The following is a 25,498-nucleotide window of genomic DNA, read 5'->3' on the forward strand; positions in this document are numbered from 1 at the left end:
TGTCACGGCCGCTCAACATCCCGTTCTCAACGGGGAACTGGTAAACCAATATGTTTATATTTTCAAACGTCCATAGTGTGGTCTGATGTCCTTTAGTTTACACCAATGGATTGAGGTGGAGTAAGATGGGCTTGAGTGGTTCAGCCTGGGCAACACTTTTGGTGCCGACACTTTTGGGTATTTTGACGATGCTGCTGTATGGCTTTTGGGACAAAATAACGGGCAAGGAGTACTACGTGGACGACGAGATTCTGGCCTACGACGAAGACCTCATGACAACTCTCAAGGAGGAGGGTAAGCTATGAACAGCGGGATACTGTTTGGTTTTCTGGTGTATCTCGCACTGCTGGCGTACATAGGCTGGTGGGCCAACAGGTACACCAAGACCGAGGATCAGTACTTCGTCGGAGGCAGGAGGGTTCACGTCCTGGCCGCGACCCTCTCCGACAAGGCGAGTGACTTCTCCGGATGGCTGATGCTCGGTTATCCAGGTGCAGCATTCTCCAGCGGTCTCGGTGCTTTCTGGGCGGGAATCGGCTGTCTCTTCGGTACCCTCGCCGATTACGTCCTTATCGGACCGAGGTTGAGAATATACGCAGGTAAATTCAGGGCAATAACCGTGCCCGACTACCTGGAGGCAAGGCTCAAGGACGACACCAAGCTGATAAGGGTTCTGAGCGCGCTGATAATCATAATCTTCATGACCGCCTACGTTGCAGCGCAGTTCACAGCAGGCGGAAAGACCTTCGCCGAGGGCTTCGGCATAAGCGACAACACGGGAATTCTCATAACCGTCATCATCCTGACGGCCTACGTTATCACCGGTGGGTTCTTCGCGGTCGTCTGGACCGACGTCGTTCAGGCAATGTTCATGCTGCTGACACTCATAATAGTGCCGTTCCTTGCGCTCTCAAAGATAGGGGGCTTTGATAAGGCCACGCAGATAATAGGTGCCGCCGACCCTGCAAAGCTCCACCCGTTCGGTGGTGCCACGGGAATAGCGGCCATAGTTTTCGCCATCGGATACGCCTCATGGATAGTCGGCTACCTCGGCCAGCCCCACATAGTCACCCGTTACATGAGCGTTGAGGACCCGAGGAAACTCAGGAGGCCGGGTATCTTCATCAGCGGTACCTGGACCATACTCGTCCTGTGGGGAGCGTTCTTCGCGGGCTTCCTCGGCTTCGCCATGTACCAGGCAGGAATCCTAAGCGTCAGCGACCCGGAGAAGGTCATCCCGGCCATGGCCGTTGAGCTGATGCCCGGCTGGCTCGCTGGTTTCGTGATAGCGGGTATAATCTCGGCCGTCATGAGTACCGCGGATTCACAGCTGCTCGTCGCCTCCTCGGCAATAGCGAGGGACTTCTACCACAAGGTCCTTGGAAAGGAAGTCGGTAAGAAGCAGATGGTCAACATATCGAGGCTTGTCGTTGCCGCCGTTGCTCTGCTGGGTCTCTGGTTCGCTCTCAGCGGTCCAAAGGTCATCTACCAGATGGTCGCTACCGCCTGGGGTGGCTTGGCCGTTGGCTTCGGCCCGATACTCACGCTGAGCCTCTGGTGGAAGAGGGCCACCAAGGAGGGCGCCATAGTCGGCATGGCCTACGGTCTCATCAGCGAGGTCATCTTCGAGGCAAAGATATACGGCTGGGCCTTCAACCCGGACGCTCCGGGCTTCTTCGGAACGATAGGCGGCTGGTTCAACGGCATACCAGTGTTCTTCATCAACTTCTTCGTGACGCTGATAGTCATCATAATCGTCAGCCTCCTCACCAAGCCACCCGAAGACGTCGTCAAGCTCCACGAGGAGATATTCAAGAAGGTTCCCGTCGAGGGAACCGGCAAGAAGAGCATCACCGAGACCAGGGCCAAGAGCCAGGTCGAGAACGTCGCCGAGTTCGTCCTTGCCAAGGGAATCGCCTGATTCCCCCTTTTCTTTCCACCGTTATTTTTCGATCGCACTACAGAGGGATATTAAACCAAAGGTTTTGAACCTTTTTTGGCCAACCTAACGTTTATAAGCATTGGTGTATAAATGATGACGTCCTTTGTAAAATCTTCGAGGTGGGAGCATGAGGCCACTCGACCTGACCGAGAAGGACCCTTCTAAGAGGATCACCATCTATTTTGAAGGAAAGCCATATGAGGCCTACGAGGGAGAAAAGATTACAGTCGCACTCCTCGCCAACGGGGTGTACTGGCTCACCACGAGCACCGAGGGAAGGAAGAGGGGAGCGTTCACCTTCGGGCCGGTTCCCATGGTGGTGAACGGGATAAAGAACGTGAACGCGCGCAAGACGAAGGTCAGAGACGGCATGAGGCTGGAGAGGCGGGGCTACGGGGACTTCCAGGAAACCGTGGAGATAGACGAGGGCAAGCCCGTTGAAAGGCTGGTCGTTGACGTGGCCGTCATCGGCGGCGGCCCGGCTGGAATCGGAACCGTTCTCGAGGTTCAGGATCACCTGACCGTCGCCCTGGTGGAGGAGAAGGGATGGCTCGGAGGCGACCTCTGGCTTAAGGGTCTTCCCCAGGAAGGTTTTGGAGAGGAATCTCCCCAGGAAGTCGTTAGGGAGCTCACCGGAAAGTTCAACGAGAACGTTAGGGTTTTCAAGGGCACGATAGCCCTCGGAGTCTTCGACAAGGGCGAATACTTCCTCGTGCCGATAGTCACCGGGGGAAACCAGCTCATCGAGGTAATGGCCAAGCGCGTCGTTCTTGCCGTTGGGGCCGTTGACAACATCCACCTCTTCGAGAACAACGACATGCCGGGTGTATTCAGGCGCTCCGACCTCCTGGAGGTTCTCAACGTCTGGGGAGTTGCCCCAGGAAGGAAGGTCGCGGTCGTGGGGGGCAAACCGGGGGAGATAACGGCGGAGCTCGACCGCTGGGGCATCGAGTACATCGTAGTCCCGAATCCCAAGCGCGTTGAGGGGGATGAGAAGGTCGAGAGGCTCATCGACACGAACGGCAACGTCTATGAGGTCGATGCCGTCATAATGGCCGAGGGAAGAAGGCCGGACATCAACCCGCCGACCCAGGCCGGTGGAAAGCTGGCGTTCAAGCACGGCTACTACGTGCCGGTTCTCGACTCACAGCACAGGATCCGCGACGGAATCTACGTCACCGGTAGCGCCGCTTCAATAAAGCCGCACTACGCGAACTACCTAGAGGGCAGGCTCGTCGGGGCCTACATCCTCAGGGAGTTCGGCTTCGACGCCGAGCCGTGCATCTACGCGGAGAAACTGGAGGAGTACGAACCGGAGGCGGTGCAGGTTCAGAGCATAGACTTCGGAAGCCTCAACCTTGAGGACGTCCAGATATGCGGCTGCGACGTCTCCCTGAGGAAGGTAGACGACGTGGTCAGGGCCGGAATAACGGACCTGCAGATAATCAAGCGCTTAACGCACCTCGCGATGGGCTTCTGCCAGGGCCGCTTCTGCCTGTTCAACGGCGCGGTTGTTGTTTCACAGAGGACGGGGACGCCAATGGACAAGCTGGACATACCCGTCGCGAGACCGCCGCTCAAGAACGTTAAGATGAAGGTCACCGCGGGGAGGGATTGAAATGCCGAGCAAAGAGCTTCCCGAGAGGAGTGAAATCGTCATCATCGGTGGTGGAATAATCGGAGTCACCATAGCGCACGAGCTCGCCAAGCGCGGGGAGGAGGTCACGGTAATAGAGAAGCGCTTCATCGGCTCCGGCTCCACTTTCCGCTGCGGAACGGGAATAAGGCAGCAGTTCAACGATGAGGCGAACGTTCAGGTCATGAAGCGCTCCGTGGAGCTGTGGAAGCGCTATAGTGAGGAGTACGGCTTCTCCTTCGAGCAGACCGGCTACCTCTTCCTGCTCTACGACGACGATGAGGTCGAGGAGTTCAAGCGCAACATAGCGATTCAGAACCGCTTCGGAGTTCCAACGAGGCTCATAACGCCCGAGGAGGCGAAGGAGATAGTCCCACTCCTCGACATCAGCGAGGTTATAGCGGCATCCTGGAACCCGACCGACGGAAAGGCGGACCCGTTCCACTCCACGGCCAAGTTCGCCCTCCACGCGGAGGAGTTCGGGGCGAAGATGGTCGAGTACACCGAGGTCAAGGACTTCATCATCGAGAACGGCGAGATAAAGGGGCTGAAGACGAACAGGGGAACCATTAAGACCGGCACCGTCATCAACGCCACCAACGCCTGGGCCAAGCTCATAAACGCGATGGCAGGGATAAAGACCCAGATACCCATAGAGCCCTACAAGCACCAGGCGGTCATCACGCAACCGATAAAGAAGGGCTCGATAAACCCGATGGTCATCTCCTTCAAGTACGGCCACGCCTACCTCACCCAGACCGCCCACGGAGGTGTCGTTGGCGGCGTCGGCTACGAGCTGGGCCCGACCTACGACCTCAACCCGACCTACGAGTTCCTCCGCGAGGTGAGCTACTACTTCACCAAGATTATCCCGGCACTGAGGGAGCTCCTCATACTGAGGACGTGGGCAGGTTACTACGCGAAGACACCGGACAGCAACGCCGCCATAGGAAGGATAGAGGAGCTGAGCGACTACTACATAGCGGCGGGCTTCTCCGGTCACGGCTTCATGATGGCGCCGGCGGTTGCCGAGATGGTGGCGGACCTGGTTACGAAGGGAAGAACCGACCTACCCGCGGAGTGGTACGACCCCTACCGCTTCGAAAGGGGAGAACTGAGAACGACTGCGATTCAGATGGGCTGAGCTTTCCTTTTCTCCCTCGTTATCCTTAAATATTTTCGAACCTAACCCATCTGGGTGGAATCATGTACCGCGTTGATTCTCCTGGGAGGGTCAATCTGATCGGGGAGCACACGGACTACGCGCTCGGCTACGTCATGCCGATGGCGATAGACCTCTACACGGTCCTGCACGCCCAGGCCGATGAGAGGGTGAGGCTCTACTCCCAGATATCCAGGGAAGTGAAGGAGTTCGACCTCGATGAAATCAGGAAAGCCAACGACTGGGCCGACTACGTCAGAGGAATCTTCTGGGTTCTCAGGGAGGAAGGTCACAGGATTGGAGGGATGAAGGGCATCATTGGGGGGGACCTCCCGATAGGTTCCGGACTGAGTTCCTCGGCGAGCCTTGAGCTGGCCGTTTTGGCATTCCTCAACGAAGCCTATAAGCTAAACCTCCTTCCGATAGAGATGGCCCTTCTCGCCCAGAAAGCGGAGAACGAGTTCGTTGGTGTCCCCTGCGGGATACTCGACCAGTTCGCGATCGTCCATGGGAAGAAGGACCACCTCATTTTCCTAGACACTGACACGCTACAGCACGAGTACCTCCGGTTCCCGAGCGATGTCCAGGTTCTGGTGTTCTACACCGGAGTTAAGAGGGAACTGGCGGAGTCGAGCCACATGGAAGGGAGGAAGGTCGCGGAGGAAGCCCTCCGGCTACTCGGAAAAAGAACCTCCAAGGAGGTCGAAGAGGAGGAGCTGAGGAACCTCCCCTCACTCTACCGGCGCTTCTTCGGTTACATAGTGAGAGAAAATCGGCGCGTCCTCGAGGCGAGGGACGCCCTGAGGAGCGGCGACGTCAGGGCCTTCGGCGAGCTGATGACCGCCTCGCACTGGGATTTGGCCAGAAACTACGACGTCTCAAGCGAGGAGCTCGACTTCTTCGTGAGGAAGGCGGTTGAATTCGGCGCCTACGGTGCCAAACTGACCGGTGCCGGCTTCGGCGGTTCCGCGGTGGCCATAGTGCCCGAGGAGCTGGCCCTAGATATCGCTATGAGGGTCACAGACGAGTACGTCAGGCACTTCAACTGGGAGCCGGACTACCACCTCGTTAGCCCGAGCGACGGAGTGAGCGTGAGGAGGGTCTGAGTTGATCGCTCTCCTCCTCCACGGCAACCTCCAGTACGCGGAGATTCCAAAGGCGAAGATAGGAAGGGTCATCGAGAGGGCCTACGTGCCGGTTCTCTCGGCGCTCCTCAAAAGGGAAATCCCCTTCGCACTCAACATCACGGGCTTCACGCTCGAACTCCTCCCTGAGGACGTGTTGAGACTCGTACGCGAGGGAATCGAATCCGGGCTGGTCGAGATAACCGGGACGGCATACACCCACGCGATACTGCCCCTCCTCCCCCTTGATCGAGCGGAGGCCCAGATCCAGCGCGACAGGGAGGTAAAGGAGAGTCTCCTAGAAGTCTCCCCGAGGACAGGGGGACGGTTTTCGGCCTCTTCAACATCCTCGACAACGTAGGAAAGGCGACCGGCCCGCTCTTCGGCGGCTTCCTGATAGAGACCCTCCGGAGCATGGGGTACTCGAACGCCCTGGCCTACGAGTACACACTCATAATAGGTGCCCTCTTCTGGATTCCCTGCGCCCTTGTGTGGCTCTGGATAAGGAAGCAGTACCCCGAGGACAGGGACAGAATAAAGGAGACCCTGAGAAAAAGGGCAGAAGAACTGGCGAGGGGTTCAGCCACCTGACATCCCATATCTCCCAAGCAGCTCGTCATTTATCTCCCCATTTTTCGCGATTTCACCGTAGATGTGGGCGCTCCTCCGAGGCCTTCTCTCGAAGGTCTCGTAGTCGACCTCTACCAGTCCAAAGCGCGGTCTAAAACCTTCTGCCCACTCGTAGTTGTCTATGAGCGACCAGTAGAAGTAGCCTCTCACGTCGATGCCCTCTTCCAAGGCCCTGTGGACGTACTGGAGGTGCTGGACTATGAACTCCACCCGCCACTCGTCGTCGAGCGTCGCTATGCCGTTCTCGGTGACGTAGAGCGGAAGGTCGTACTCCGAAAAGGCCTTCAGCCCCTCGTAGATGCCCCTCGGGTAGACGCTCCAGCCCATGTCGGTTTTCCTGCTCACGTCGGCGTCCTCGACGGCGAAGCGTCTGAGCGGGTTCCGCACTGCCCTAACCTTCATGATGTTGTAGTAGTTCATCCCAAGCCAGTCGAGGCCGCTCACCGGGACCTCAAAGGTTCTCATGAAGCCCTTGAATTCTCCCGTTAGGATTCCGTCCAAGAGCGAGCGGTTGAAGGTGTAGTCTATCTCCTCGGTAGCTTTCCTGTCCCTCTCGGAATCGCTCGCCGGAATGAAGTGCGGGCGGTTCTTCACCATCCCGACCCTGAACTTGCCGTGAAGAATCTCGTAGGCGATGGTGTGGGCTTTAATCAGGTTTACCGCAACTTTCTCCGCCTTCAGCGGGTTCTTCCTGAAGGGTGGCCACATCCCCTCGACGTATGAGGCCACGACGTAGACCATCGGCTCGTTGAAGGTCGCCACCAGCTCAACGCCCTCGATGTTGTCGGCTATCAGCTCAACGTAGCTCCTCCAGTGCTCAAGGTTCTCCTCCCTCTCGAAGCCGCCTTTGAGGGCGAACCACGCCGGCAGGGTGAAGTGGTGGAGCGTGAGCATCGGGGTAATCCCGTTCTCTCTGAGCAGGTCGATTATCCCCTGGTAGCGCATTAACGCCTCCTCGTTCGGTTTTCTCTCCTCGGGAAAGACCCTGCCCCATTCGATGGAGAAGCGGTAGGCCGCATAACCCAGCCCGGCCATCAGTTCGATGTCTTTCTCGTACAGCTCCCAGGAGTTGCAGGCCTTTCCGGCAGGGGGAAGCTTTCCTTTTTCAGCCCAGTACCACCAGTCGCTCCAGACGTTGTCGCCCTCTATCTGGTAGGAAGAGGTTGCCGTTCCGAGGAGAAATCCATCCGGAAACCTGAGCATCCTCAACCCTCCAGCTTAAGTCCAGCCTCCTCGTTAACCTTCCTCCAGCTCCGCCCGAAAAGAAAGGGAAGTCTTCCGGGCTTCACAATCTTCTCCCACCTTTCGAGGAGCTTGGCCTCCTCCCTGAATGCCCACTCCGTTAAAGCTTTCAGATCCTCCGGCGTCTTCTCAATCTCTCTCGCCTTCTCCACTATCTCGGCCTGCAGTCTATCCCTCTCGCGGGCGAAGTCATCGATGTAGCTCCGGTAGTTCGTCAGGAACCTCCTGTGAAAGGCCTCGAAGCGCCACCAGTATGCCTCGGGATCGTAGCGGTCGGTGGGTTCCTTTCCGAGGTCAGGGAGGCCGCCCTCGAATGTCACCGGCTTGAAGATGCTCATGCAGGGGTTTGACGTGCCCGTGAACCAGTGAAAGCCCTTTCCAAGCTCGGAAACCTGAGAAGAGGCAGTCTGAGATGGCCTCGTTAGGCCGCCGTAGTGCATGCATATGTCCCTCATCGAGCCCTTCTCCGGGCGGTAGGGCTCAAAGGAGTGGGAGCGAAGAAGGGACATCATGTACCCGAGCGTTATCTCGCCCTCGCGCTCCTTCAGCCTCTTCAGTGTGAAGGCCCTCCGCTCCCTGCCGTGGGCAAAGTGGGTGTAAAACCTGTCCGAGAAGTGTTTCGCGAAGCTGAAGGAGCCCCTTCTCGCGAGCCTCTCAACGCCTTCCGATGCCATGTCCCAGTCGCCTTCTATCGTGAGGGCGTTGGAGATGGAGTAAACGCCCTCTATCTTCTTTGCGGCCCACTCCTTTCCGACCGTCTCAAGAACCCACGCCTCCCTTGGGTCGGCTATTATGAAGGAGCTGAAGTAGTAGAGCCTGTGGCCCTTGCTCCCGTTTCCACCCTGTGAGCCATTCTCAACGATGCCGGTTATGAATGTCAGAGCCTCCCTCGCGCTCTTCGTCCTCTCAAGCGCCAAACGTATCATGTCCATTCCGGTTATTCCTTTCTCCGGCACCTTGACCTTTGTGAAGACGGCGGTGTTGCCTATTGCAACTTCAAACTCGTTCACGCCCATCTCTGCCCCCCACATCCACCAGGGGCGGGATAGGATTACCGCGTAGGTTTCCTTGACCTGAGGAAAGTCCACGTAGGTTAACCTGACCTTCTCCTCCTCGTGCTTGGTCCCCGGTGTGAACTCAAGGATCTGCGCTTCGTTCGGCTCGCGGTCGCTGTTCTTGGCGAAGAGAGTTATTCCCTCCTTGGTGGCCTCGGGAGTAGCCACGAGAATATCGCACATGGTTTCACCCGTAAACCATTGGGAGAAGTTTATAAGAAGCTTTCCGTAGGACCGGCCGATGGGGAGGGAGCTGACGGTACTGTAGGGGCAAGGAGAAGGCGGGAAAGCCGAGGATGCTGAAGGTAAAAGGAAGAACGTTTTCGTGTTAACCGTCTCCATGTTCCTCGCCAACGTCGCCTTTGGGATGGCCTTTCCCTATTTGAGTGTTTACATGCACCTCCTCGGCGGGACGATGGTCATGGTCGGCCTTTTGAGCGTCGCCTTCAACCTGACCTCGACAGTCTTCCAGTACCCCTTCGGCTGGCTCTCCGATTCAACCGGCAACAGGAAGGGCCTCATAGCCCTCGGCCTGTTCTCGACTGGAGTGTTCTACACCGCCATGGCGCTCGTTTCAACTCATCTCGCCCTCCCTGCCTTTAGGACAGCCCAGGGGCGTTGGATTCGGCGATGATGCCCGCGAAGTCCGCCCTCATAGCCGAGTTCTCCACGAGGATATAGGCTCCGCCTACTGCATCTTCTCCACCGTTGAGAACTCGGGTTTCACGGTGGATACCTTCCTCGGCGGCTACCTCCCGGGGATAAGCTTCACGCTCAACTTCCTCAGCACTCTGATTCCTCTTGAACTGGCGTTCGTATTTGCAACTAAGTTAAAAAGTTAATAACTCATAACTGTATTTCCATGTAAACCCCACTAGCATCGTCACTTGGCTTTAGTCTTGGGAATTTTATACAATTTGGGTCATTATTTTCAATATTTCTCAACAAGACATAGGCTGTTTTTAGCTCCTTTTGATGAGCAATAAACGCCATGAGTTTTTGGTATGAGTTGAATAATTTATATGTCGAGATAATAGCATCAAATCCATCTGTTAATGCTAAGATGCGAGCGTTTTCGTTTATCCTTTCCTTTCCATATATTGCATGGTCAATAGCTTCCTCTTGAAAACTAAGAACCCAATACCCTTTAGGCGTATTTTTGAGAGATCTATGTTTCCTAAGAATAGGTAGGATCTTTTTTCTTGCAACCTCATATGAGTATCCCTTTTGTAGATATGAACTAAGAATAGATACTGCTTTCGAGTCTAACTTCTCAAGAGTTTTGTCTTTAACTACTTTGGACAAGTTTTTGTCTATTATAAAGGAGAGAACACTATCCCCCAATACTAAATACTCGAACTCAGTATAATCTTTAGCAAATCGAACAATAACCAAAGAGGAAGAGGGTTCTGCATATGGTGGGAGGTATTCTATCCCTTTTTTATCCAGTAGTTTTTGCCATTTTTTTTGAACATAATAAACTCCTTTTTTGACAATATCTTTAAGAGGGCTTTTTTTTGTTATGTTCTTAGTAAGGTATATATCAAATTCTTTAACAAACCAATGCGCATCACTTTTCCCCGCTAGCTGAACATCCCATAATCCAGTCGCCCCATCCATTACCCAAAATGATCTATATCCAAATCCAACTAGATCTTCATTTATTTTCCCAGCACCTTCTGATAAAACTGCCATGTTTATGTGAACCATCTCCCCATCCCTCCTATTATGATGAACACAGAAAGTAATATAGACAATGCAATTACAATAACACTAAAGAGGTCTAGCTTTTTCCTATCAAAGATGATTAAATTTAGCCCAAAAGGAAGAAGTACAAATAATAATAATATCCCACCCAACACAAGAATTAGGTTTATTATGTTTATATTATTGGAACTAGCGGGTAAGGTAGTACCAGTAGTTACAAGGACACCTATAATTGCAGTGAAGATGGCCAATATCTCAATATTCCTTAGTCTCTCAGTTGACAAAAATTCCATAATCTTCGATTTTTCTTGCTCAAACAATTGCATAATTTCCAATTCCTCTCGTTTAATTTCATTTTTTAGTGCCTTCAGTAATTTCGCATAGTATAAATACATCATATACTGGGATAATCTTAGTGTATAGTCCTTTTCCGTCGGATCCTCTAATGATATTCCCCTAGTTATTAATTCAATCGCCCTCTTAAATTCCCCTTTTATTATGTATAATCTACCCAATGTTATGTAGAATTTAGGATAATCCCCCTTGTCAATGGCTTCATTCAAGTATTTTTCCGCCATATTTAATAGTTCTTTTGGAGTAAACGACTCAGTATATATATCAATTTTCTCGGCATCCTCAAAATCTATTTCATTCCACTCAAATAATTCTACCACGCTTTCAGCAAAATTATGTAACACTCCTGGGTTCTCTCTAAGGATTGGGTCTTTAACTGCTCTATAAGCAGCTTCTAATGATTTTTTGAATTCATTTAGATTTTTATATGCCATGGCTTTTAAATGCCACAAAAAAGGAACATCTTTAAATTCTTGATCATATCTTTTGATGAGATCTATTAATTTATCATAGTTACCTATGCGCCGATGAAATGTAAATAACACAAAAAACAAGGTAAAGCCTATATTTTTATTATCTTCGTCTCTTATTCTTAATTGTATTTTATCTTCCAGATATTTTTTGTTTTTTAATTTTTCAATTAAACTCTTACTCACTAATTTAGTGATCGCTAATTCATACTCTCTCGTACCAACCTCATAGTTTTCAAGTATTTTTTTGATCTCCTCAAGAATCTCTTTGAGGATTATATCTTGTTGGCTGTGGTAGGTTGTAATATCTTCGTGAGGCACTTCTTGCCCTGACATGAGGATCCCAGAATTGGATATTGAAAAGATTTTATAAAAATTATCACCCATATCTCTAGCTCTCTCTGCGAGTAGCGGAGAATGTATGCCATCAGCCTGCTAACTTTAACCCTCGGCGGCATGGAGAAAAGTGGGAGAAAGGAGTTAAAAACCAAACCTCACGGCAGTTCAATGACCGCCCACACCGGCCTGTGGTCAGAAACCTCAATGTCACAGAGGCAACCGTAGTCCTTCACCCTAGCCGGCCAGTCTCTCTTGAGCAGGATGTAGTCGATGTTCTCCTCGTCCCTGACGCCGTTGCGCTCCCAGAGGAATGTGTAGGGCGGCCTCTCCGGGAAGGCATCCTTGTAGTCGCGGGTGAGTATCTCTATCGCCCTCTCGTCCGGCTCGGCGTTGGTGTCGCCGGCTATTATCTGGGCCACCGGCGAGGCCTCGGCGAACTTCAGAAGCTCCTCGGCCTGCATGGCCCTCTCCTCCTCGCTGAGGCCCATGTGAACGTTCACGAGGGTTACCCCGAGCTCCTCGATGGAGACCTTCTGGGCCGGTCTCGCCTGACCCATGCTCGGGAGGTTCAGCTCGGCCTCGGTCTTCATGTGCCAGTGGGAGAAGACCGCTATGCCGTAGGTTCCCTCTATGGCCGGCTTGTACTCATAGGCGTAGCCGAGGTGAGCGGAGATGAAGAGCGGAACGTCCTGGTAGCCGTTGCCTATCATTCCCCCGACGACCTCCTGGGCAAACCAGATGTCAGGATTCTTTTCGGAGAGGAGGTTCACCAGCTCGTAGCCGTTGAAGGTTCCGTCGTACGGCCCGAAGCCCTGGTGGACGTTGTAGGTCCACACGAGAACGTCCTTCTTGGCCTCATCATAGGTGGGTCCCGCGTTGAAGAGGGCGAGTACTATAACAGAAGCCACCACAACGCCGAGGAGTGGGCCGGCAACCTCCTTTACGCTCGGAAGGCTTACCTCGGTGCCCTTCCCGTAGGTGTTGAGGGCGTAGATGATGGAGACGGCCAGGATCAGTGCCTCAAGCCTGTCCTCCATGAAGGGCAAGCCTATGTCCCTGCCGACGTAGGCCCCGAGGGCGAGCGTGGCGACGAGGAACAGGTAAACGGCCCCGATAATTCCCCCTCTGCTGCCCTTCGCATTCTTAACGAGGGCTATGGCAGAGGCGAGTGCCAGAGGAAGGCCGACCAGTGAGAGGGGCTTGAGGAAGAGCGTCGCTGAGCCGATTATCAGGAGCGCCATCGCAACTGTCGGCTTCCTCGCGAGGTATGGGCCGAGCAGTATCGCCAAGGCAAGGAGCAGGGAGAAGCCGACGAACTCAGGGAGATAATAGACAGTCATCCCGGAGTAGCGCATCACCGCGTTGGGGTAAATCAGCCCCAGCTCAAGGAGCGCCGCGAAGGCGTAGAGACCGAAGCCGGGCTTTTTGAGCGTTCCAGGTTCCTTCCAGAGAGCATAGGCTCCCAGAAGCAGGAAGAGCGTCAGAACAACCCTCGTGTATGGGAAGTCGGCCGGCTCGGCACCGACAGCTAGCACGCGGAGTGAAAGGTCCGCAACGAGTCCCATGGCGAGGTACTTGACGTCAAGCTCCTTGACGAGCGCAAGGGCAACGGGCAGGGCGAATGCCGCTAAGAGATGGACGTACTCGGTCGCGTCGGTGGCGAGGAGTACAAGGGCGTAGGCTGCCATTATTGCTGCCCCGACCTTCCTGCTGAGCCTGCCGACGAGAAAGGCCGCCAGAAGGAGCAGGAGAATTCCCAGTCCGGATGGGAAGTTCATTCCATAGAAGAAAGTCTTCTCCAGACTTGAGTACGCTCCGGCCACAAAGACCCTGAGGGACGAGGCCAGCAGCACCCCAGTTCCAAGACCGAGCAGTATTTTATCCCTCTCGTCCAAGTTCATACCCATCACCTAAAACTCAAGTTGTTGGGGGAACACTTAAGCTTTGTTGATGTTCCGACTCACAGGCAGAAGGGGACGAGGAAAGCGGCCGCGCCCAGCAGGAAGGAGGCCTCCAGTTTTTTGAAGACCTTCCTTCTGTCGGCCCCCTCCAACCAGCGGTGGAGCTGGAAGGTGGCGTAGACCATGAACGGAAGAAAGGAGAGCGAGAGGAGCGGATAGTAGCCCAGGAGGCAGTAGGCGACCACCATCGCCGAAGCGATGACAAAGATCGCCATGCCAACCTTTATTCCCCTCTCGCGTCCGAGGAACGTCGCGGAGGTTCTCGCACCGAGGGCGAGGTCTTCCTCTATGGTGGGGACGGCGAGGAGCATATGTCCGGCGGAGAGGAGGACGAGGAATGGAAGAGAGTAGACAACGGCCCATCTGACGGGAAGACCGAGGGATTCGAAGACGAGCCCCATGGTAACCGGCCCGTAGGTGAGGCCGTTGGTGAGGGAGTCAACGAGGGGTCTCGCCTTGAAGCGCAGGGGTGGGGCGGAGTATGCTACCGCGAGAAAAGATGCGACGAGGGTTATTGCGATGGCCCTGAGGGATATTATCCCAGCGAGAAGAATGGCCGGAAGAAAGAGGCCGTAACCGAGTAGCTTGGCCGTTCTGAGGCTCACCTTTCCACTCACGAGGGGGAGTTCGGTTCTGTTCGCGAGGACGTCGAGGTCGTAGTCGTGGTACTCGTTGATGACGAGACCGGCGGAGGTAACGAGAAACACCACGAGCATCGCAACGAGAAAATCTACAGTGAAGAAAACGCCGTAGTGATAGCGCGCTATGGTGAATGCAATTAACCCGGGAACGATTGAGGGGAGGGCGAACTTGGGGCGAAGAAGGGAGAAAAGAGCCCGAGGCTCCACTCAGCGGAACCTCCTGAGGGCCATCTCCGCCGCAACGGTTATCGGGTCTATCGTCGGGCTTATCGGCGGGGCGTAGGCGGTTTCAAGATAGACCACGTCCTCCACCGTCGCTCCCTTTTGGGCCAGAGCAGAGAGGGTCATTATCCTGCCCCAGACGCGCTCGCCGCCGACTATCTGGGCGCCGATGAGCTTCCTGTCCGACTTTCTGAAGATGACCTTGACCGTTATCGGCTTTCCGCCGGGGTAGTACTCCGGCTTGGTTGAGCCTTTGAACTTGCCGACGGCTATCTCAACCCCCGCCTTCTTCGCCCGCTCCTCGGTTATCCCGAAGGTGCCTATCTCAAGACCGAAGAGCTCGGTTATCGCCGTGTTGAAGACCGGCCTGAAGGAGGCGTCCTTTCCGGCTATGTGTTCAGCGGCAACCTTTGCCATCCTTACCGCGCTCGTTCCGAGCTGGCTGAGCGTTCTCTCGCCGGTTACCGCGTCGATTACCTCGGCGCAGTCGCCTATCGCGTAGATGTCAGGGTCGCTGGTCTGGAGGTGCTCGTTCACGACGATGCCCCAGTGTACGTCTAGGCCCGCCGCCTTTGCAAGGTCGGTGTTGGCCCTGACACCTGTAGCGACGAGAACGAGGTCAGCCGGGACTTCCTCCTCGCCTATTTTCACGGCTCTAACCGGACTGCCGATTATCTCGCTAACCCCCTCGTTGAACCTGAAGGAAACGCCGTGCTCCTCCATTTCCTTCTGGACGATCTTTGCCGTATCTTTGTCGAGCATCGTCGGCATGAGCCTGTTCATAAGCTCGACGACCAGAACCTCCATGCCGAGCTTCGCGAAGGCTTCAGCCCCTTCGAGGCCTATTAAGCCAGCGCCGATGACGACGGCCCTCTTCGGCTTCCTCTCGGCGATGTAGGCCTTGATTTTGCGCACGTCGTCAAGACTCTTAAGGGTGAAGACGCCCTCGTTCTCAACGCCCTTGATCGGCGGGACAAAGGCCTTCGAGCCAACCGCCAGAACGAGCTTGTCGTAGGGGACTTCACCCTTATCGGTGACCACGACCTTCCTCTTGCGGTCGATGGATTTGACCTCCGTTCCGAGCATGAGGTTAATCTTCTGCCTCTCGTAGAACTCGTTCGGGAAGACGATAACATCTTCGGGCTTCTCGATCGTGCCGCTGATGACGTGCGGCAGGGCGCAGGGGGAGTACTGCATGGTCTCCTCCTTTCCGATGACGGTTATCTCGGCCTTCCTGTCGAGCTTGCGCATGAACAGCGCGAAGTTGCTTCCGGCTGTGCCAGAACCGACGACCACGATTTTCATGAGCACCACCGGAGGGAGAAGGGCGAGGAGGTATAAAAAGTTGGTCGTGGTGTAAAAGGCTAGGAACTCACGGCTCAACCACAGTCCCGTTGTGCCTGCCCTTGACCACGTCGAAGAGGTGGTAGGCGTCCTTCTTGCCTACGATGTAGGTCTTTATCTTGCCGCGCTGGATGAACTTGGCAGCGAGGGCATCAACGACGCCGCTTCCCCCCGCCTTGCTCTCGGCCTGCATCGCTATCTCTACGAGCTGGTCGAAAGTTATCCTGTCCAGCTTCTTCGCGTTCGGGTTCTTCCTCGGGTCGCTGTCGTAGACGCCGTCAACGTTCGTCACCACGACGAGAAGGTCGGCCTGCAGGTACTCCGCGAGGAGAGCCGAGACCGCGTCGGTCGTGTGGCCCGGATGCGTTCCGCCCATTATCGGTATCTTCTTGAGCTGGATGACCTCCCAGGCCTTACGGAAGTCCTGAATGACGAAGGGGTAAGCTTTTTCACCGAGCGCCGCTATGAGAAGCATCGCGTTGGCGCGGGTGATGTGTATGCCGATGTAGTCCTTGAAGGTCTCGTTGGGCGTGAAGGTCTTCGCGGCCGTAATGTACTTGCGCGCCACCTTTCCGCCGCCGACTACCACGGCAACCTCGTGATCCTCGCTTATCTTGATGAGCTCGTAAGCCATCTTCCCGATAAAATCAACGTCCGGGTCGTCGGGAACGAGAACCGAACCGCCTATATCGAAGACTATCCTCATGATGACCCTCACGATGCTAATCGGGGCTCCTTTATAACCTTTTTCTTGCCGCAGGGGTGTTAAAAGAAGGGACGGAGAAAGTGAAAAGGCTCAGCCTATCTGGAAGGCGCTCGTGCGGAGCTCGCCGCGCTCGAAGCGGTACGGGTCGTACCACTCCCAGTCGAGCGGAACCTTCGAGCGGCCCTTTGAAATCAGCTCGGCCATCGCCTCCCCAACGGCCGGCGCCATCATGAACCCGTGCCCGCTGAAGCCCGCCGCTATGTAGAAGTTGTCGAGGAGCCTTCCGATGGCAGGATTGCTGTCCGGCGTCTTTGCGTAGAAGCCCGCCCACTGCCTAACGACGTGAGCGTAGCGAAGCGGCGGGGCGATTCTAACGGCATAATCCAGAACTCCGCGCAGGAAGTCGTAGGTCGGCTCGTAGTCGTCGAGGCTCTTGGCCTTGTGCTCTATCCCGGCACCGCAGATTATTCCGCCGTCCTCACCGTCCTGGATTATGTAGGCGTCGTTCCAGCTCGGCGGGCAGACCAGCGGCTCGGCCTGTCCGGGTTCCAGAGGTTCGGTCTTGACGAGCTGGTGCTTGTATGCCGTGATGGGGACGAGGTCCCACTTTAAGCCGGCCATCTCGTTGATGAGCGGCGCCCAGGCGTTGGCCGCGTTCAGAACTGCGTCAACCTTAACGCTCTCGACCTTTCCGTTGTTCCTGAACTTCACGGCGGTTATGGTATCCCCCTCGCGCTCGAAGCCTATGACCTCGGTGTGCTCCCTCGCATCAACGCCGAGCTCCTTAGCCTTGAAAAGGTAGGCAAAGAGCGTCTTGAAGGGGTTCGCCTTGCCGTCCTTCGGGTTCCAGGCTCCGGCCAAGAAGGGCTCGGTGTTGAGAATCGGCACTATCTCCTTGGCCTCGTCCATGTCGATGAGCCTCGTTGGAACGCCGAATTTGTTCTGGAGCTTTATGTTCGCCTTAAACGCCTCGACCTCCTCCTCGCTCGCCGCGAGGAACAGGTAGCCGGTCTGCCTGAAGACGATGTCGCTCTCCAGCTCCTCCTCAAGCTTCTCCCACCTCTCAACGGAGTGCTTCATCAGCCTGATGTTCGCCTCGTCCGTGAACTGGGCGCGGATTCCAGTGGCACAGCGGAAGGTGGAGCCCGAGCCGAAGTAGTTCTTCTCGAAGAGGATTACCTCCTCGCCGAGCTTCGCCAGCTCGTAGGCGGTGACAACGCCTATTATTCCGCCGCCGATGATGGCTATTTTACTCATCGGCACCACCCACTATGACCTCTACGCGAACGGGCCTCGTGGGGACCCTAGCCTTTGGAAGCGGTATCTCCTCCTGCCTCTTTCCGGTCTTCCTCGCGAGGATCGACAGCACTATGGGAATGCAGGTCCTTCCCTGGCAGGGGCCCATTCCTATGCGGAGAAGCCTTTTAATCTCTTCAATGTCGGTGACGCCGGAATCGATGAGCGCCTCAACCTCCTCAACGGTGACGTCGTTACAGCGACAGACGATTTTCTTTCCCCCCATTTCAATCACCTCTCAACCCTCACGGCGCGGACGTCCCAGGCCAGCTCTATCGGCACCTCGACGATGATTATCGGCGTGTCACCCTTGCTCTTCTCCCTCGGCACGACCGTGAGCACCTTCCCCTTTCCAACGGGCTCGCCGACCCTGTTGAGGAGGACGACCTCCTCGCCCTTCTCTGGAACCGGAAGGAGCTCGTGGGGCATAGTTATCCTCGCTTTATCGCCGACGTAGTGCACCATGAAGAAGGCCAGACCAGGGCAGATCTGAACGCAGAGGGAGCAGCCGATGCACTTGTCGTAATCGACTATCGGCAGGTCGTTCGGAGTGGGCATGCTTATGGCCCCGGTGGGGCATATCTCCCTGCACGGAGCGCAGGGTATCTCCTGCGGGCACTCCGGAACGGCGACGGGCCTCTTCCTGAGCCTCTCCTCGCTCGGCAGGGGGATGAACTTTTCAAGCTCCTCAGGGGTGATGTAGCCCTTTCTAAGGTACTCCGGAATCTCGCTCATTCTCTCACCACCAGTGCCTTCTTTATGCCCTCGAGCACGTGCCTGCCGAAGGGCCCGGAGCGGAACTCCAGGAGGTCTTTCTGGGCCTTCTCCATCTCCTTGAGCCAGCCCTCGTCCGCTATGCCCAGCCGAAGCGCGGCGGCAATTCCTGCGACCTTACCCTCAAGCATCGCGGTCGTTGCCTCCTCTATTCCAGCGGAGTCGCCAGCCACGAAGATTCCCCTGACGGTGGTCTCCATCCACTCGTCGCGGACGGCCACGTGACCGCTGAGCTCACGGACGTACCTTATCTGGCAGCCGGCCTGGTGAAGGAGCTCGATGCTGGGCCTCAAGCCGACGGCGAGTGCTATAACGTCGACCTCAAAGGTTCTCTCCGTTCCGGGGATTACCTGCCAGTTCTCGTCGAGCTGGGCAACAACAGCTCTCTCGACCTTCTCCTTCCCCTCGGCGCGAAGGATGGTGTGCCTCGTGAGTATCGGAACGCCCAGGCGCCTGACCTTTGCCGCGTGGACGAAATAACCGCCGACCTTCGGCATGGCCTCAACTATCGCCTTCACCTCAACGCCGGCCTGGATGAGCTGATACGCCAGAATAAGTCCCACATTTCCGGCTCCAACGATTAGAACCCTATCGCCGGGTTTGACGCCGTAGGTGTTCATAAGCGTCTGAATCGCGCCGGCACCGTAGATTCCGGGCAGATCGTTGTTCTCGAAGGGTATCATCTTCTCCATCGCGCCGGTGGCGACTATGACCGCCCTTCCGCGGAACTCTATCAGCTCGCGGTTGTTCTTAACGGCCAGGACGAGCTTCTCGTCGCCCTCCTGGAAAATGCCGACGGCGGAGGTTTCAAGGAAGATTTCAACGTTCTCCCGCTTCCTTGCTTCATTCTCAAGGATTTTCGCTATCTCTACCCCCCTGACTCCTGCAAACTGCTCGCGTTTGCCGAAGAACTTGTGAGTCTGCTTGACGAGCTGGCCGCCGAGCATGGGTTGCTCATCGATCAGTATAACACTGGCCCCTGCATCTGCTGCATGTATGGCCGCCATCAGCCCGGCCGGACCGCCGCCAACTACAACGACATCCGCCTTGACGACCTTCGCGTCCTTGAACTCGGGCGGCTTTGCCTCCCTCGGCAGCTTGGCCTTTCCGCGCTGAGGCTCGATTCTCATGCCGTCTTCAACGAGGGTTATGCAGGAGCGAACGTTTGGGATTCCGTTCACGACCATCAGACACGAGGAGCATTTGCCGATGGCACAGAAGAGCCCCCTGGGCCGCTTCTCGTTGGCGGAGTAGTTCAGAACCCTCACGCCAGCGGCGTGAAGGGCCGTCGCTATCGTTTCCCCCTCGTATGCCTTGATCGGCCGTCCTTCAAAGTATATTGTAACCTCCCTGCCACGCTCAAAACGCAGAACAGGATGCTCAGTTAAGCGCACGGTGTATCACCCATGCACCTATTCGTTCACGCATTTATGAAAATTTTTCAATCCGAAGGTTCTTCACCTTTGGTTTCAGGGAGTACCAAAGCTTTATATATCGGGCGGCGGATAAGTTAGCTGGCGGCGGGCTAGGCCGGGGGGTTCGGCGTCCCCTGTAACCGGAAACCGTCGATATGCCGGGGCCGAAGCCCGGGGGGCGGTTCCCAAAGCCGTCCCCGGAAGCCGGGGCACAACGGTGATCCCTCGTCCCACGGGGCCGGCGGTGGGAGGGGCCCGGCTGGAGGGCCGGGCTAACTCCCTTTGCCCGCCGAACCCCGCCAGGCCCGGAAGGGAGCAGCGGTAGGCGGGACGTTCGGCGCTCGTGGGGTAGCGGGGGTGAGCGAGCCCCGGTGGAAGGGGACGGTGGAGGGTTCCCACCCCCGGGCGCGCCCGCTGCCACTAAACTTTTAGCGCTTCTTCACGTATTCAGGTACGGTGATTCCAGATGCATCCAAAGATAGACTCTCTTCTCGCCAGGTTTCCAAGGGTGGAGCTCATCGGCTGGGAAACGCCGATCCAGTACCTTCCGAAGATAAGCTCGATGGTCGGCGTTGACGTCTACGTCAAGCGCGATGACCTCACAGGCTTTGGAATCGGCGGGAATAAGATAAGAAAGCTCGAATTCCTCCTGGGCGATGCGATGGCCAAGGGCGCCGATACCGTGATAACCCTCGGTGCGGTCCACTCGAACCACGCTTTCGTGACGGCCCTGGCCGCAAAGAGCTTAGGTCTAGATGCTCTCCTCGTTCTCCGCGGGAGGGAGGAGCTCAAGGGCAACTACCTCCTCGACAAGCTGGTCGGGATAGAGACGAGGGTCTTCAAGGCCGAGAAGACGACCGACCTGATTCCTATGGCGGAGGAGATAGCCGGGGAGCTGAGGGCAGAGGGCAGAAAGCCGTACCTGATCCCGATAGGCGGCGCTTCCCCAATCGGAACCCTCGGGTACGTGAGGGGAGTTGGAGAAATCGCCTCGCAGGCAAACGGGCTTGGCCTCGAGTTCGACACGGTAGTTGACGCCGTCGGCAGCGGCGGCACTTTAGCGGGAATAACCCTCGGCCTTAGCCTCCTTGGAGCGGAGACGGAGCCCGTAGGAATGGGCGTCGGGATATTCGCCGGCGACATGGAGGGGAGAGTCGTGGAACTAGCCGAGGAGACGCAGAAGCTTCTGGGAACCAAATGCAGGATCAAAAAGCCGAGGATACACGACTACAGCTTCGGCGCCTACGGGAAGATTGTGAAAGAGGTGGGGGAAACGATAAGGCTCGTGGCGAAGCTTGAGGGAATACTCCTCGACCCGGTCTACACCGGAAAGGCCTTCCACGGCCTCATGGAGATGGCCCAGACCGACGAGCTCGGCGAAACCGTGCTCTTCATCCACACGGGAGGGACCCCCGGCCTGTTCCACTACGGAGAGGAGATGCTCAGGCTCATGGAAAAGCCTTAAAGCCATCCTCCACCTTTTTGCCTTCGGGGTGTCAAGATGGTCAGCCTTGAAGTGGAGCTTTTCGGGATAAGGTTCGAGAATCCCCTCATTCTCGCATCGGGAATAAACGACAAGGTTCCTGAGCAGTGGATTAGGGCGCACGAGGAGGGCGCCGGCGGGGTGGTCACTAAATCAATCGGAATCGAGCCGAGGGCAGGTTACGATAATCCAACGATTGTGGAGCTCCCCTACGGCCTGATAAACGCGATGGGCCTGCCGAACCCCGGCTGGAGGGGCTTCCTTGAGATGGTCGAAGGATACACCTTTGACTTCCCGCTCATAGTCTCGATTTTCGGCGGAACGCCAGAGGAGTTCGCCTTCCTTGCGGAGAAGCTGAGCGATGTCGCCGATGCCTTCGAGCTGAACCTCAGCTGTCCCCACGCGAAGGGCTACGGGATGGAGATCGGCCAGAAGCCGGAGAACGTATATGAAGTGGTCAGGGCAGTTAAAGACGCCACGGACAAGCCCGTCATCGCGAAGCTGACGCCGAACATAGACGACATCACGAAGCTCGGTCTTGCGGCCGAGAAAGCGGGAGCAGATGCAGTCTCTGCTATAAACACGCTGAAGGCGGTGGCTATAGACGTCTACGCGAGGAAGCCGATACTGAGCAACCACGTCGGTGGCTACTCGGGGCCAGGCGTGAAGCCGGTAGCTTTGAGGGCCGTCTACGACCTCGCGAGAACGCTTGAAATCCCGGTCATAGGCATCGGCGGCATAACGACGTGGCAGGACGCGGTGGAGTTTCTCCTCGCCGGAGCCTCGGCCATTCAGGTTGGTACCGCCGTCTCGCTCCGTGGGTGGAAGGTATTCCGGGAGATAAACGAGGGAATAGATGGATACCTCGAAAGCGAGGGCTTTTCGAGCGTGAGGGATATAGTCGGCCTGGCGCTGGAGTAAGACATTTATAGTAGAAAACTCTACTATACTATGGTGAACTACTATGCCGATAACAAAGGTCACCCGCAATTACCAGATAACGATTCCGGCCGAGATTAGGAAGGCCCTCGGAATAAAGGAGGGCGAATACCTTGCAGTTGAGATCAGGGGAGATGAGATAGTTATCAAAAGGGCCAAAAAAACCTGGAAAACATTCAAACTCGGGAGAAAGCTCACGGCGGAGGAGCTTGAGAGAATTTCAGAGGAGGCTATGGAGGAGGAAATGACATGGGGGCAGTAATCGACTCAAACGTCTTTATCTATGCTGCCGTTGAGGATTCCGAGTATCACGAGAACGCCATGGAACTCATTCATTCCCTTGACCGCTGGATTGTGCCGACGATAGTGATTTATGAAACCGTTTGGAATTTCAGGAAGCTTGGCTTCAGCACCGAAGAAGCGAAAGAACTCGTCGAGCAGATACTCTTTGATCCGAGGACGTCCCTTGCTGACGACAGGCAATATCTGCTCGAAGGCTTTGAACTGCTGGAGAACCTTAGCCTGACGCACTACAACGACTCCGTAGTCCTCGCCACAGCGAAGGACATAGGAACCCTCGCCACATACGATAAAAAGCTTAGAAACCGTGCTGCAAAATTGGGAATTAAACTGCTCCCGGAGGAGTTGGAATGAAGCGCGCTGTGGTGTTGTTCTCGGGTGGGCTTGACTCGACGGCCTGCCTCTACTGGGCGAAGAGGAACTACGACGAGGTCATCCTGCTCACCGTGAACTACGGAAGCAACGAGGAGAGGGTCACGAACAAAGTTGCCGAGTTCTTCTCGAAGGAGCTGGGCGTCCCGCTGAAGATAGTCCGCCTCGACTTCCTCGAGGAGTTCTCAAAGCTGAGGGGGACGACCCTCGTTGGAGGTGAGACGCCGAAGGTTACTGCCGAGGAGCTTGAGGACATGAGCGTTGCACAGGAGACGGCGAAAAGCGTCTGGGTTCCGGCAAGAAACGTCGTGCTGATAAGCGTCGCGGCTTCGCTCCTCGATGCACTCGGAGGCGGGGACATAATAGTCGGCTTCAACGCTGAAGAGGGGGCAACGTTCCCGGACAACACCCCGGAGTTCGTCGAGAGGATGAACGAGATGCTAAAGTACGGAACCATGGCCGATGTGAGGGTCGTCGCTCCGCTCATAGACCTTGACAAGAGGGGCATAGCCAGGCTCCTTAAGGAGCTGGACGCGAAGTACGAGTACTCCAACTCCTGCTACATGCCGAGGGGCTTCACGGAGGACGGCAAGCCGATACACTGCGGCCAGTGCGAGAGCTGTGTGAGGCGCCACCGCGGTCTGATCGAGGCCATCGGGGAGGACAGGACAGTTTACGCCGTGGAGCCGAGGATATGACCTCCTCCCCAAACCCTCTCCGTTTCAACGGCCCCGCTTCTGAGCCACCGCAAGATTTATAAATTCGCTCTCTACCCTATCCATTGGGCGTGGGGCGGTAGCTCAGCCTGGGAGAGCGCCGGACTGAAGATCCGGGTGTCGGGGGTTCAAATCCCCCTCGCCCCACCACTTTCTCAGCAACGCGGTGGTAGTCTAGCCTGGTCTAGGACACCGGCCTTCCAAGCCGGTGACCCGGGTTCAAATCCCGGCCACCGCACCATTCTAACAAACTTCTCCCGGGTCAAGCTCGTCAGCCATTATTTTCCGGTTTTCACCGACTTAAATTGATCCGAGGGTTCTCCGCTGCCCACATCTGTCCACTAAACGTTATAAAGGCCACCGTTTTACTTCGTCTTTAGGTGGGTTACGTTGGAGAAAGACGCTCATAGGTTCGAGCTCAACGGTGCTTTCGTTCTTATCCCCAAAAAACCTGATTTGAAGTATCTCTACATCGAAATAACCAACAGGTGCAACCTCCGCTGCGAGATGTGCTTCAAGCAGTACTGGGAGGACCCCGAGGGGGATATGGACTGGGAACTCTTCATGAAGATTCTAGACGATGCGGAGGAGCTTCCTGAGCTGGAGATGATATACTTCGGAGGAATAGGCGAGCCCACGGTTCATCCGAGGTTCATGGACATGGCCAAGGAGGTCAAGAGGAGAGGATTTGCGCTGGGAATAAGCACCAACGGCTTTCTTCTCACCGACAAACGCATAGAGGAGCTCGTTGAGCTCGGCCTCGATCTGATATACTTCTCGGTGGACTCCGTGCCCACCCAACCGGTGGATATAGGGCACATAAAGCCAGACGTTACGGGTTCCAGGATCAGGAAGATCCAGGAGGTCAAGAAGAAGCTCGGAAGCGACGTCCCGCACATAGGGGTCGAGGTGGTGGTCACCAAGGAGAACTACGCCGAGCTCATAGACATAGTACACTACGTGGGGTCGCTGGGCGTGGACACCGTCCTCATCTCAAACCTGATTCCAATAACGAAGGAGCACGCGAAGCTGATAGTCTACGACGGAAGCGTTGACATGAAGCCGATAGTAGACAAGCTCGAGGCCGTGTACCACGGCTACATCTACAAGCTCGCGGAGTTCTCCCTGAGGACGGAGAGGCACTGCGAGTTCGTGGAGAAGAACGTGGCCGTCATACGCTGGGACGGCGAGGTCGCCCCGTGCTACCGCTTCCTGCACACATACCCGGAGATAGTCTTCGGAAGGGAGAAGAGGGTAATAGCGTACTCATTTGGGAACGTTAAGGAGAAGAGCCTCAAGGAGATATGGACCAGCAGGGATTACTCCTGGTTCCGCTTCGTCGTCAAGAATTCGCTGTATCCAAGCTGCGCGGATTGTCCGCTCAACGAGTCCTGTTCCTTCGTGTGGGATACTGAGTCAGACTGCTGGAGCAACAAGCCGAGCTGCGCCGACTGCCTCTGGGCGAGGCGCATAGTGCTCTGCCCGATACCCGAAAAAGGCATGAAAGGATATTGGTGAAGTTAAATCCATACTTTTATCAACATTTTTTCAGCAGGCCTCAAAATTTTTAAGTTCGAAAAAACTCTCCTCGATGTTTGTTAAACTAATGTGCTTACCATAGCATCAATGTTGCATTCTTTTGCTTTCGTCAAATTTATTAGCATCAAT

Annotated in this window: 24 protein-coding genes, 2 tRNA genes, 1 other RNA gene and 2 pseudogenes; 17 read left to right on the top strand and 12 right to left on the bottom strand. The window is 55.7% G+C overall.

The window, feature by feature from the left end; translation table 11 throughout:
- Positions 1-125: 125 nt before the first annotated feature.
- The 7 genes and pseudogenes from A3L10_RS06785 to A3L10_RS06815 form a co-directional block, all read left to right on the top strand.
- Entirely contained in the window at positions 126-305 is a 180-nt protein-coding gene (locus tag A3L10_RS06785; RefSeq protein WP_088181157.1) for a hypothetical protein, read from the top strand.
- Complete coding sequence (locus A3L10_RS06790) at positions 302-1,921, top strand: sodium/proline symporter (RefSeq protein WP_088866927.1); 1,620 nt, start codon at positions 302-304, stop codon at positions 1,919-1,921. Before A3L10_RS06785 ends, A3L10_RS06790 begins: the two co-directional genes overlap by 4 nt.
- 148 nt (positions 1,922-2,069) lie before the next feature.
- On the top strand, positions 2,070-3,560 hold the full coding sequence (locus A3L10_RS06795; protein ID WP_088866928.1) for an FAD-dependent oxidoreductase: 1,491 nt from the start codon (positions 2,070-2,072) through the stop codon (positions 3,558-3,560).
- Position 3,561: 1 nt separating this feature from the next.
- A complete protein-coding gene (locus A3L10_RS06800) occupies positions 3,562-4,722 on the top strand; it encodes an NAD(P)/FAD-dependent oxidoreductase (RefSeq protein ID WP_088866929.1) in 1,161 nt (386 codons plus the stop codon).
- Positions 4,723-4,784: 62 nt separating this feature from the next.
- Positions 4,785-5,846 (top strand): galactokinase, encoded by a 1,062-nt coding sequence (locus tag A3L10_RS06805; protein ID WP_088866930.1) that lies wholly within the window; start codon positions 4,785-4,787, stop codon positions 5,844-5,846.
- Position 5,847: 1 nt separating this feature from the next.
- Positions 5,848-6,180: pseudogene (locus tag A3L10_RS06810) on the top strand (hydrolase); the annotation flags it as partial.
- Positions 6,168-6,455, top strand: a pseudogene (locus tag A3L10_RS06815) (MFS transporter); the annotation flags it as partial. The pseudogenes A3L10_RS06810 and A3L10_RS06815, both read left to right, overlap by 13 nt.
- On the opposite strand, the gene A3L10_RS06820 reads toward A3L10_RS06815, so the two are convergent.
- Both A3L10_RS06820 and A3L10_RS06825 read right to left on the bottom strand, forming a co-directional pair.
- Positions 6,444-7,697, bottom strand: coding sequence for a glycoside hydrolase family 1 protein (locus A3L10_RS06820; protein ID WP_088866931.1), 1,254 nt, complete (start codon positions 7,695-7,697; stop codon positions 6,444-6,446). The pseudogene A3L10_RS06815 and the gene A3L10_RS06820 overlap by 12 nt on opposite strands.
- Positions 7,698-7,699: 2 nt before the next feature.
- A complete protein-coding gene (locus A3L10_RS06825; RefSeq protein ID WP_088866932.1) occupies positions 7,700-8,974 on the bottom strand; it encodes a C69 family dipeptidase in 1,275 nt (424 codons plus the stop codon).
- Between the two features lie 142 nt (positions 8,975-9,116).
- Between A3L10_RS06825 and A3L10_RS10405 the strand changes: the two genes are divergently transcribed.
- Positions 9,117-9,425, top strand: a complete 309-nt coding sequence (locus A3L10_RS10405; RefSeq protein ID WP_335755143.1) for an MFS transporter — start codon at positions 9,117-9,119, stop codon at positions 9,423-9,425.
- Between the two features lie 212 nt (positions 9,426-9,637).
- Here the strand turns inward: A3L10_RS10405 and A3L10_RS06835 are convergent, their stop codons facing one another.
- The 10 genes from A3L10_RS06835 to A3L10_RS06880 all read right to left on the bottom strand — a co-directional run bounded on the left by A3L10_RS06835 (position 9,638) and on the right by A3L10_RS06880 (position 19,999).
- The gene (locus A3L10_RS06835; protein WP_157726909.1) at positions 9,638-10,501 is read right to left on the bottom strand and encodes a hypothetical protein; all 864 of its coding nucleotides are present in this window, start codon (positions 10,499-10,501) and stop codon (positions 9,638-9,640) included.
- Positions 10,489-11,658, bottom strand: a complete 1,170-nt coding sequence (locus tag A3L10_RS06840) for a hypothetical protein (RefSeq protein ID WP_157726911.1) — start codon at positions 11,656-11,658, stop codon at positions 10,489-10,491. Before A3L10_RS06840 ends, A3L10_RS06835 begins: the two co-directional genes overlap by 13 nt.
- Positions 11,659-11,816: 158 nt before the next feature.
- Complete coding sequence (locus A3L10_RS06845) at positions 11,817-13,562, bottom strand: endonuclease/exonuclease/phosphatase family protein (protein WP_088866935.1); 1,746 nt, start codon at positions 13,560-13,562, stop codon at positions 11,817-11,819.
- A gap of 59 nt (positions 13,563-13,621) precedes the next feature.
- Positions 13,622-14,470 carry a UbiA family prenyltransferase gene (locus A3L10_RS06850; RefSeq protein ID WP_088866936.1) on the bottom strand — a complete coding sequence of 283 codons (849 nt, stop codon included), beginning with the start codon at positions 14,468-14,470 and terminating at the stop codon, positions 13,622-13,624.
- Complete coding sequence (locus tag A3L10_RS06855) at positions 14,471-15,790, bottom strand: NAD(P)/FAD-dependent oxidoreductase (RefSeq protein ID WP_088866937.1); 1,320 nt, start codon at positions 15,788-15,790, stop codon at positions 14,471-14,473.
- A gap of 67 nt (positions 15,791-15,857) precedes the next feature.
- Complete coding sequence (gene pyrH / locus A3L10_RS06860) at positions 15,858-16,535, bottom strand: UMP kinase (RefSeq protein ID WP_088866938.1); 678 nt, start codon at positions 16,533-16,535, stop codon at positions 15,858-15,860.
- A gap of 90 nt (positions 16,536-16,625) precedes the next feature.
- The gene (locus A3L10_RS06865; RefSeq protein WP_088866939.1) at positions 16,626-17,792 is read right to left on the bottom strand and encodes an NAD(P)/FAD-dependent oxidoreductase; all 1,167 of its coding nucleotides are present in this window, start codon (positions 17,790-17,792) and stop codon (positions 16,626-16,628) included.
- Positions 17,785-18,057 carry a (2Fe-2S)-binding protein gene (locus tag A3L10_RS06870; RefSeq protein ID WP_088866940.1) on the bottom strand — a complete coding sequence of 91 codons (273 nt, stop codon included), beginning with the start codon at positions 18,055-18,057 and terminating at the stop codon, positions 17,785-17,787. Before A3L10_RS06870 ends, A3L10_RS06865 begins: the two co-directional genes overlap by 8 nt.
- Before the next feature lie 5 nt (positions 18,058-18,062).
- On the bottom strand, positions 18,063-18,566 hold the full coding sequence (locus A3L10_RS06875) for a 4Fe-4S dicluster domain-containing protein (protein ID WP_088866941.1): 504 nt from the start codon (positions 18,564-18,566) through the stop codon (positions 18,063-18,065).
- Entirely contained in the window at positions 18,563-19,999 is a 1,437-nt protein-coding gene (locus tag A3L10_RS06880; RefSeq protein WP_088866942.1) for an FAD-dependent oxidoreductase, read from the bottom strand. Before A3L10_RS06880 ends, A3L10_RS06875 begins: the two co-directional genes overlap by 4 nt.
- A gap of 124 nt (positions 20,000-20,123) precedes the next feature.
- Between A3L10_RS06880 and ffs the strand changes: the two genes are divergently transcribed.
- The 9 genes from ffs (at position 20,124) to A3L10_RS06925 (ending at position 25,348) form a co-directional block, all read left to right on the top strand.
- Positions 20,124-20,437: signal recognition particle sRNA (ffs, locus tag A3L10_RS06885), an RNA gene on the top strand.
- Between the two features lie 49 nt (positions 20,438-20,486).
- Positions 20,487-21,485 (top strand): pyridoxal-phosphate dependent enzyme, encoded by a 999-nt coding sequence (locus A3L10_RS06890; protein WP_088866943.1) that lies wholly within the window; start codon positions 20,487-20,489, stop codon positions 21,483-21,485.
- Positions 21,486-21,521: 36 nt separating this feature from the next.
- The gene (locus A3L10_RS06895; RefSeq protein ID WP_088866944.1) at positions 21,522-22,424 is read left to right on the top strand and encodes a dihydroorotate dehydrogenase; all 903 of its coding nucleotides are present in this window, start codon (positions 21,522-21,524) and stop codon (positions 22,422-22,424) included.
- Between the two features lie 43 nt (positions 22,425-22,467).
- Positions 22,468-22,704, top strand: coding sequence for an AbrB/MazE/SpoVT family DNA-binding domain-containing protein (locus A3L10_RS06900; protein ID WP_088866945.1), 237 nt, complete (start codon positions 22,468-22,470; stop codon positions 22,702-22,704).
- Positions 22,692-23,096: a PIN domain-containing protein gene (locus tag A3L10_RS06905; RefSeq protein ID WP_088866946.1), complete on the top strand. Its 405-nt coding sequence runs from the start codon at positions 22,692-22,694 to the stop codon at positions 23,094-23,096. The genes A3L10_RS06900 and A3L10_RS06905 overlap by 13 nt, the downstream gene beginning before the upstream one ends.
- Entirely contained in the window at positions 23,093-23,812 is a 720-nt protein-coding gene (queC, locus tag A3L10_RS06910; RefSeq protein WP_088866947.1) for a 7-cyano-7-deazaguanine synthase QueC, read from the top strand. Before A3L10_RS06905 ends, queC begins: the two co-directional genes overlap by 4 nt.
- Positions 23,813-23,903: 91 nt before the next feature.
- Positions 23,904-23,980, top strand: a tRNA-Phe gene (locus tag A3L10_RS06915).
- Between the two features lie 13 nt (positions 23,981-23,993).
- Positions 23,994-24,071: transfer RNA gene (locus tag A3L10_RS06920), tRNA-Gly, on the top strand.
- 149 nt (positions 24,072-24,220) lie between these two features.
- A complete protein-coding gene (locus A3L10_RS06925) occupies positions 24,221-25,348 on the top strand; it encodes a tungsten cofactor oxidoreductase radical SAM maturase (protein WP_088866948.1) in 1,128 nt (375 codons plus the stop codon).
- Positions 25,349-25,498 lie beyond the last annotated feature (150 nt).

This window comes from Thermococcus radiotolerans (genome assembly GCF_002214565.1).
Lineage (GTDB): Archaea > Methanobacteriota_B > Thermococci > Thermococcales > Thermococcaceae > Thermococcus > Thermococcus radiotolerans.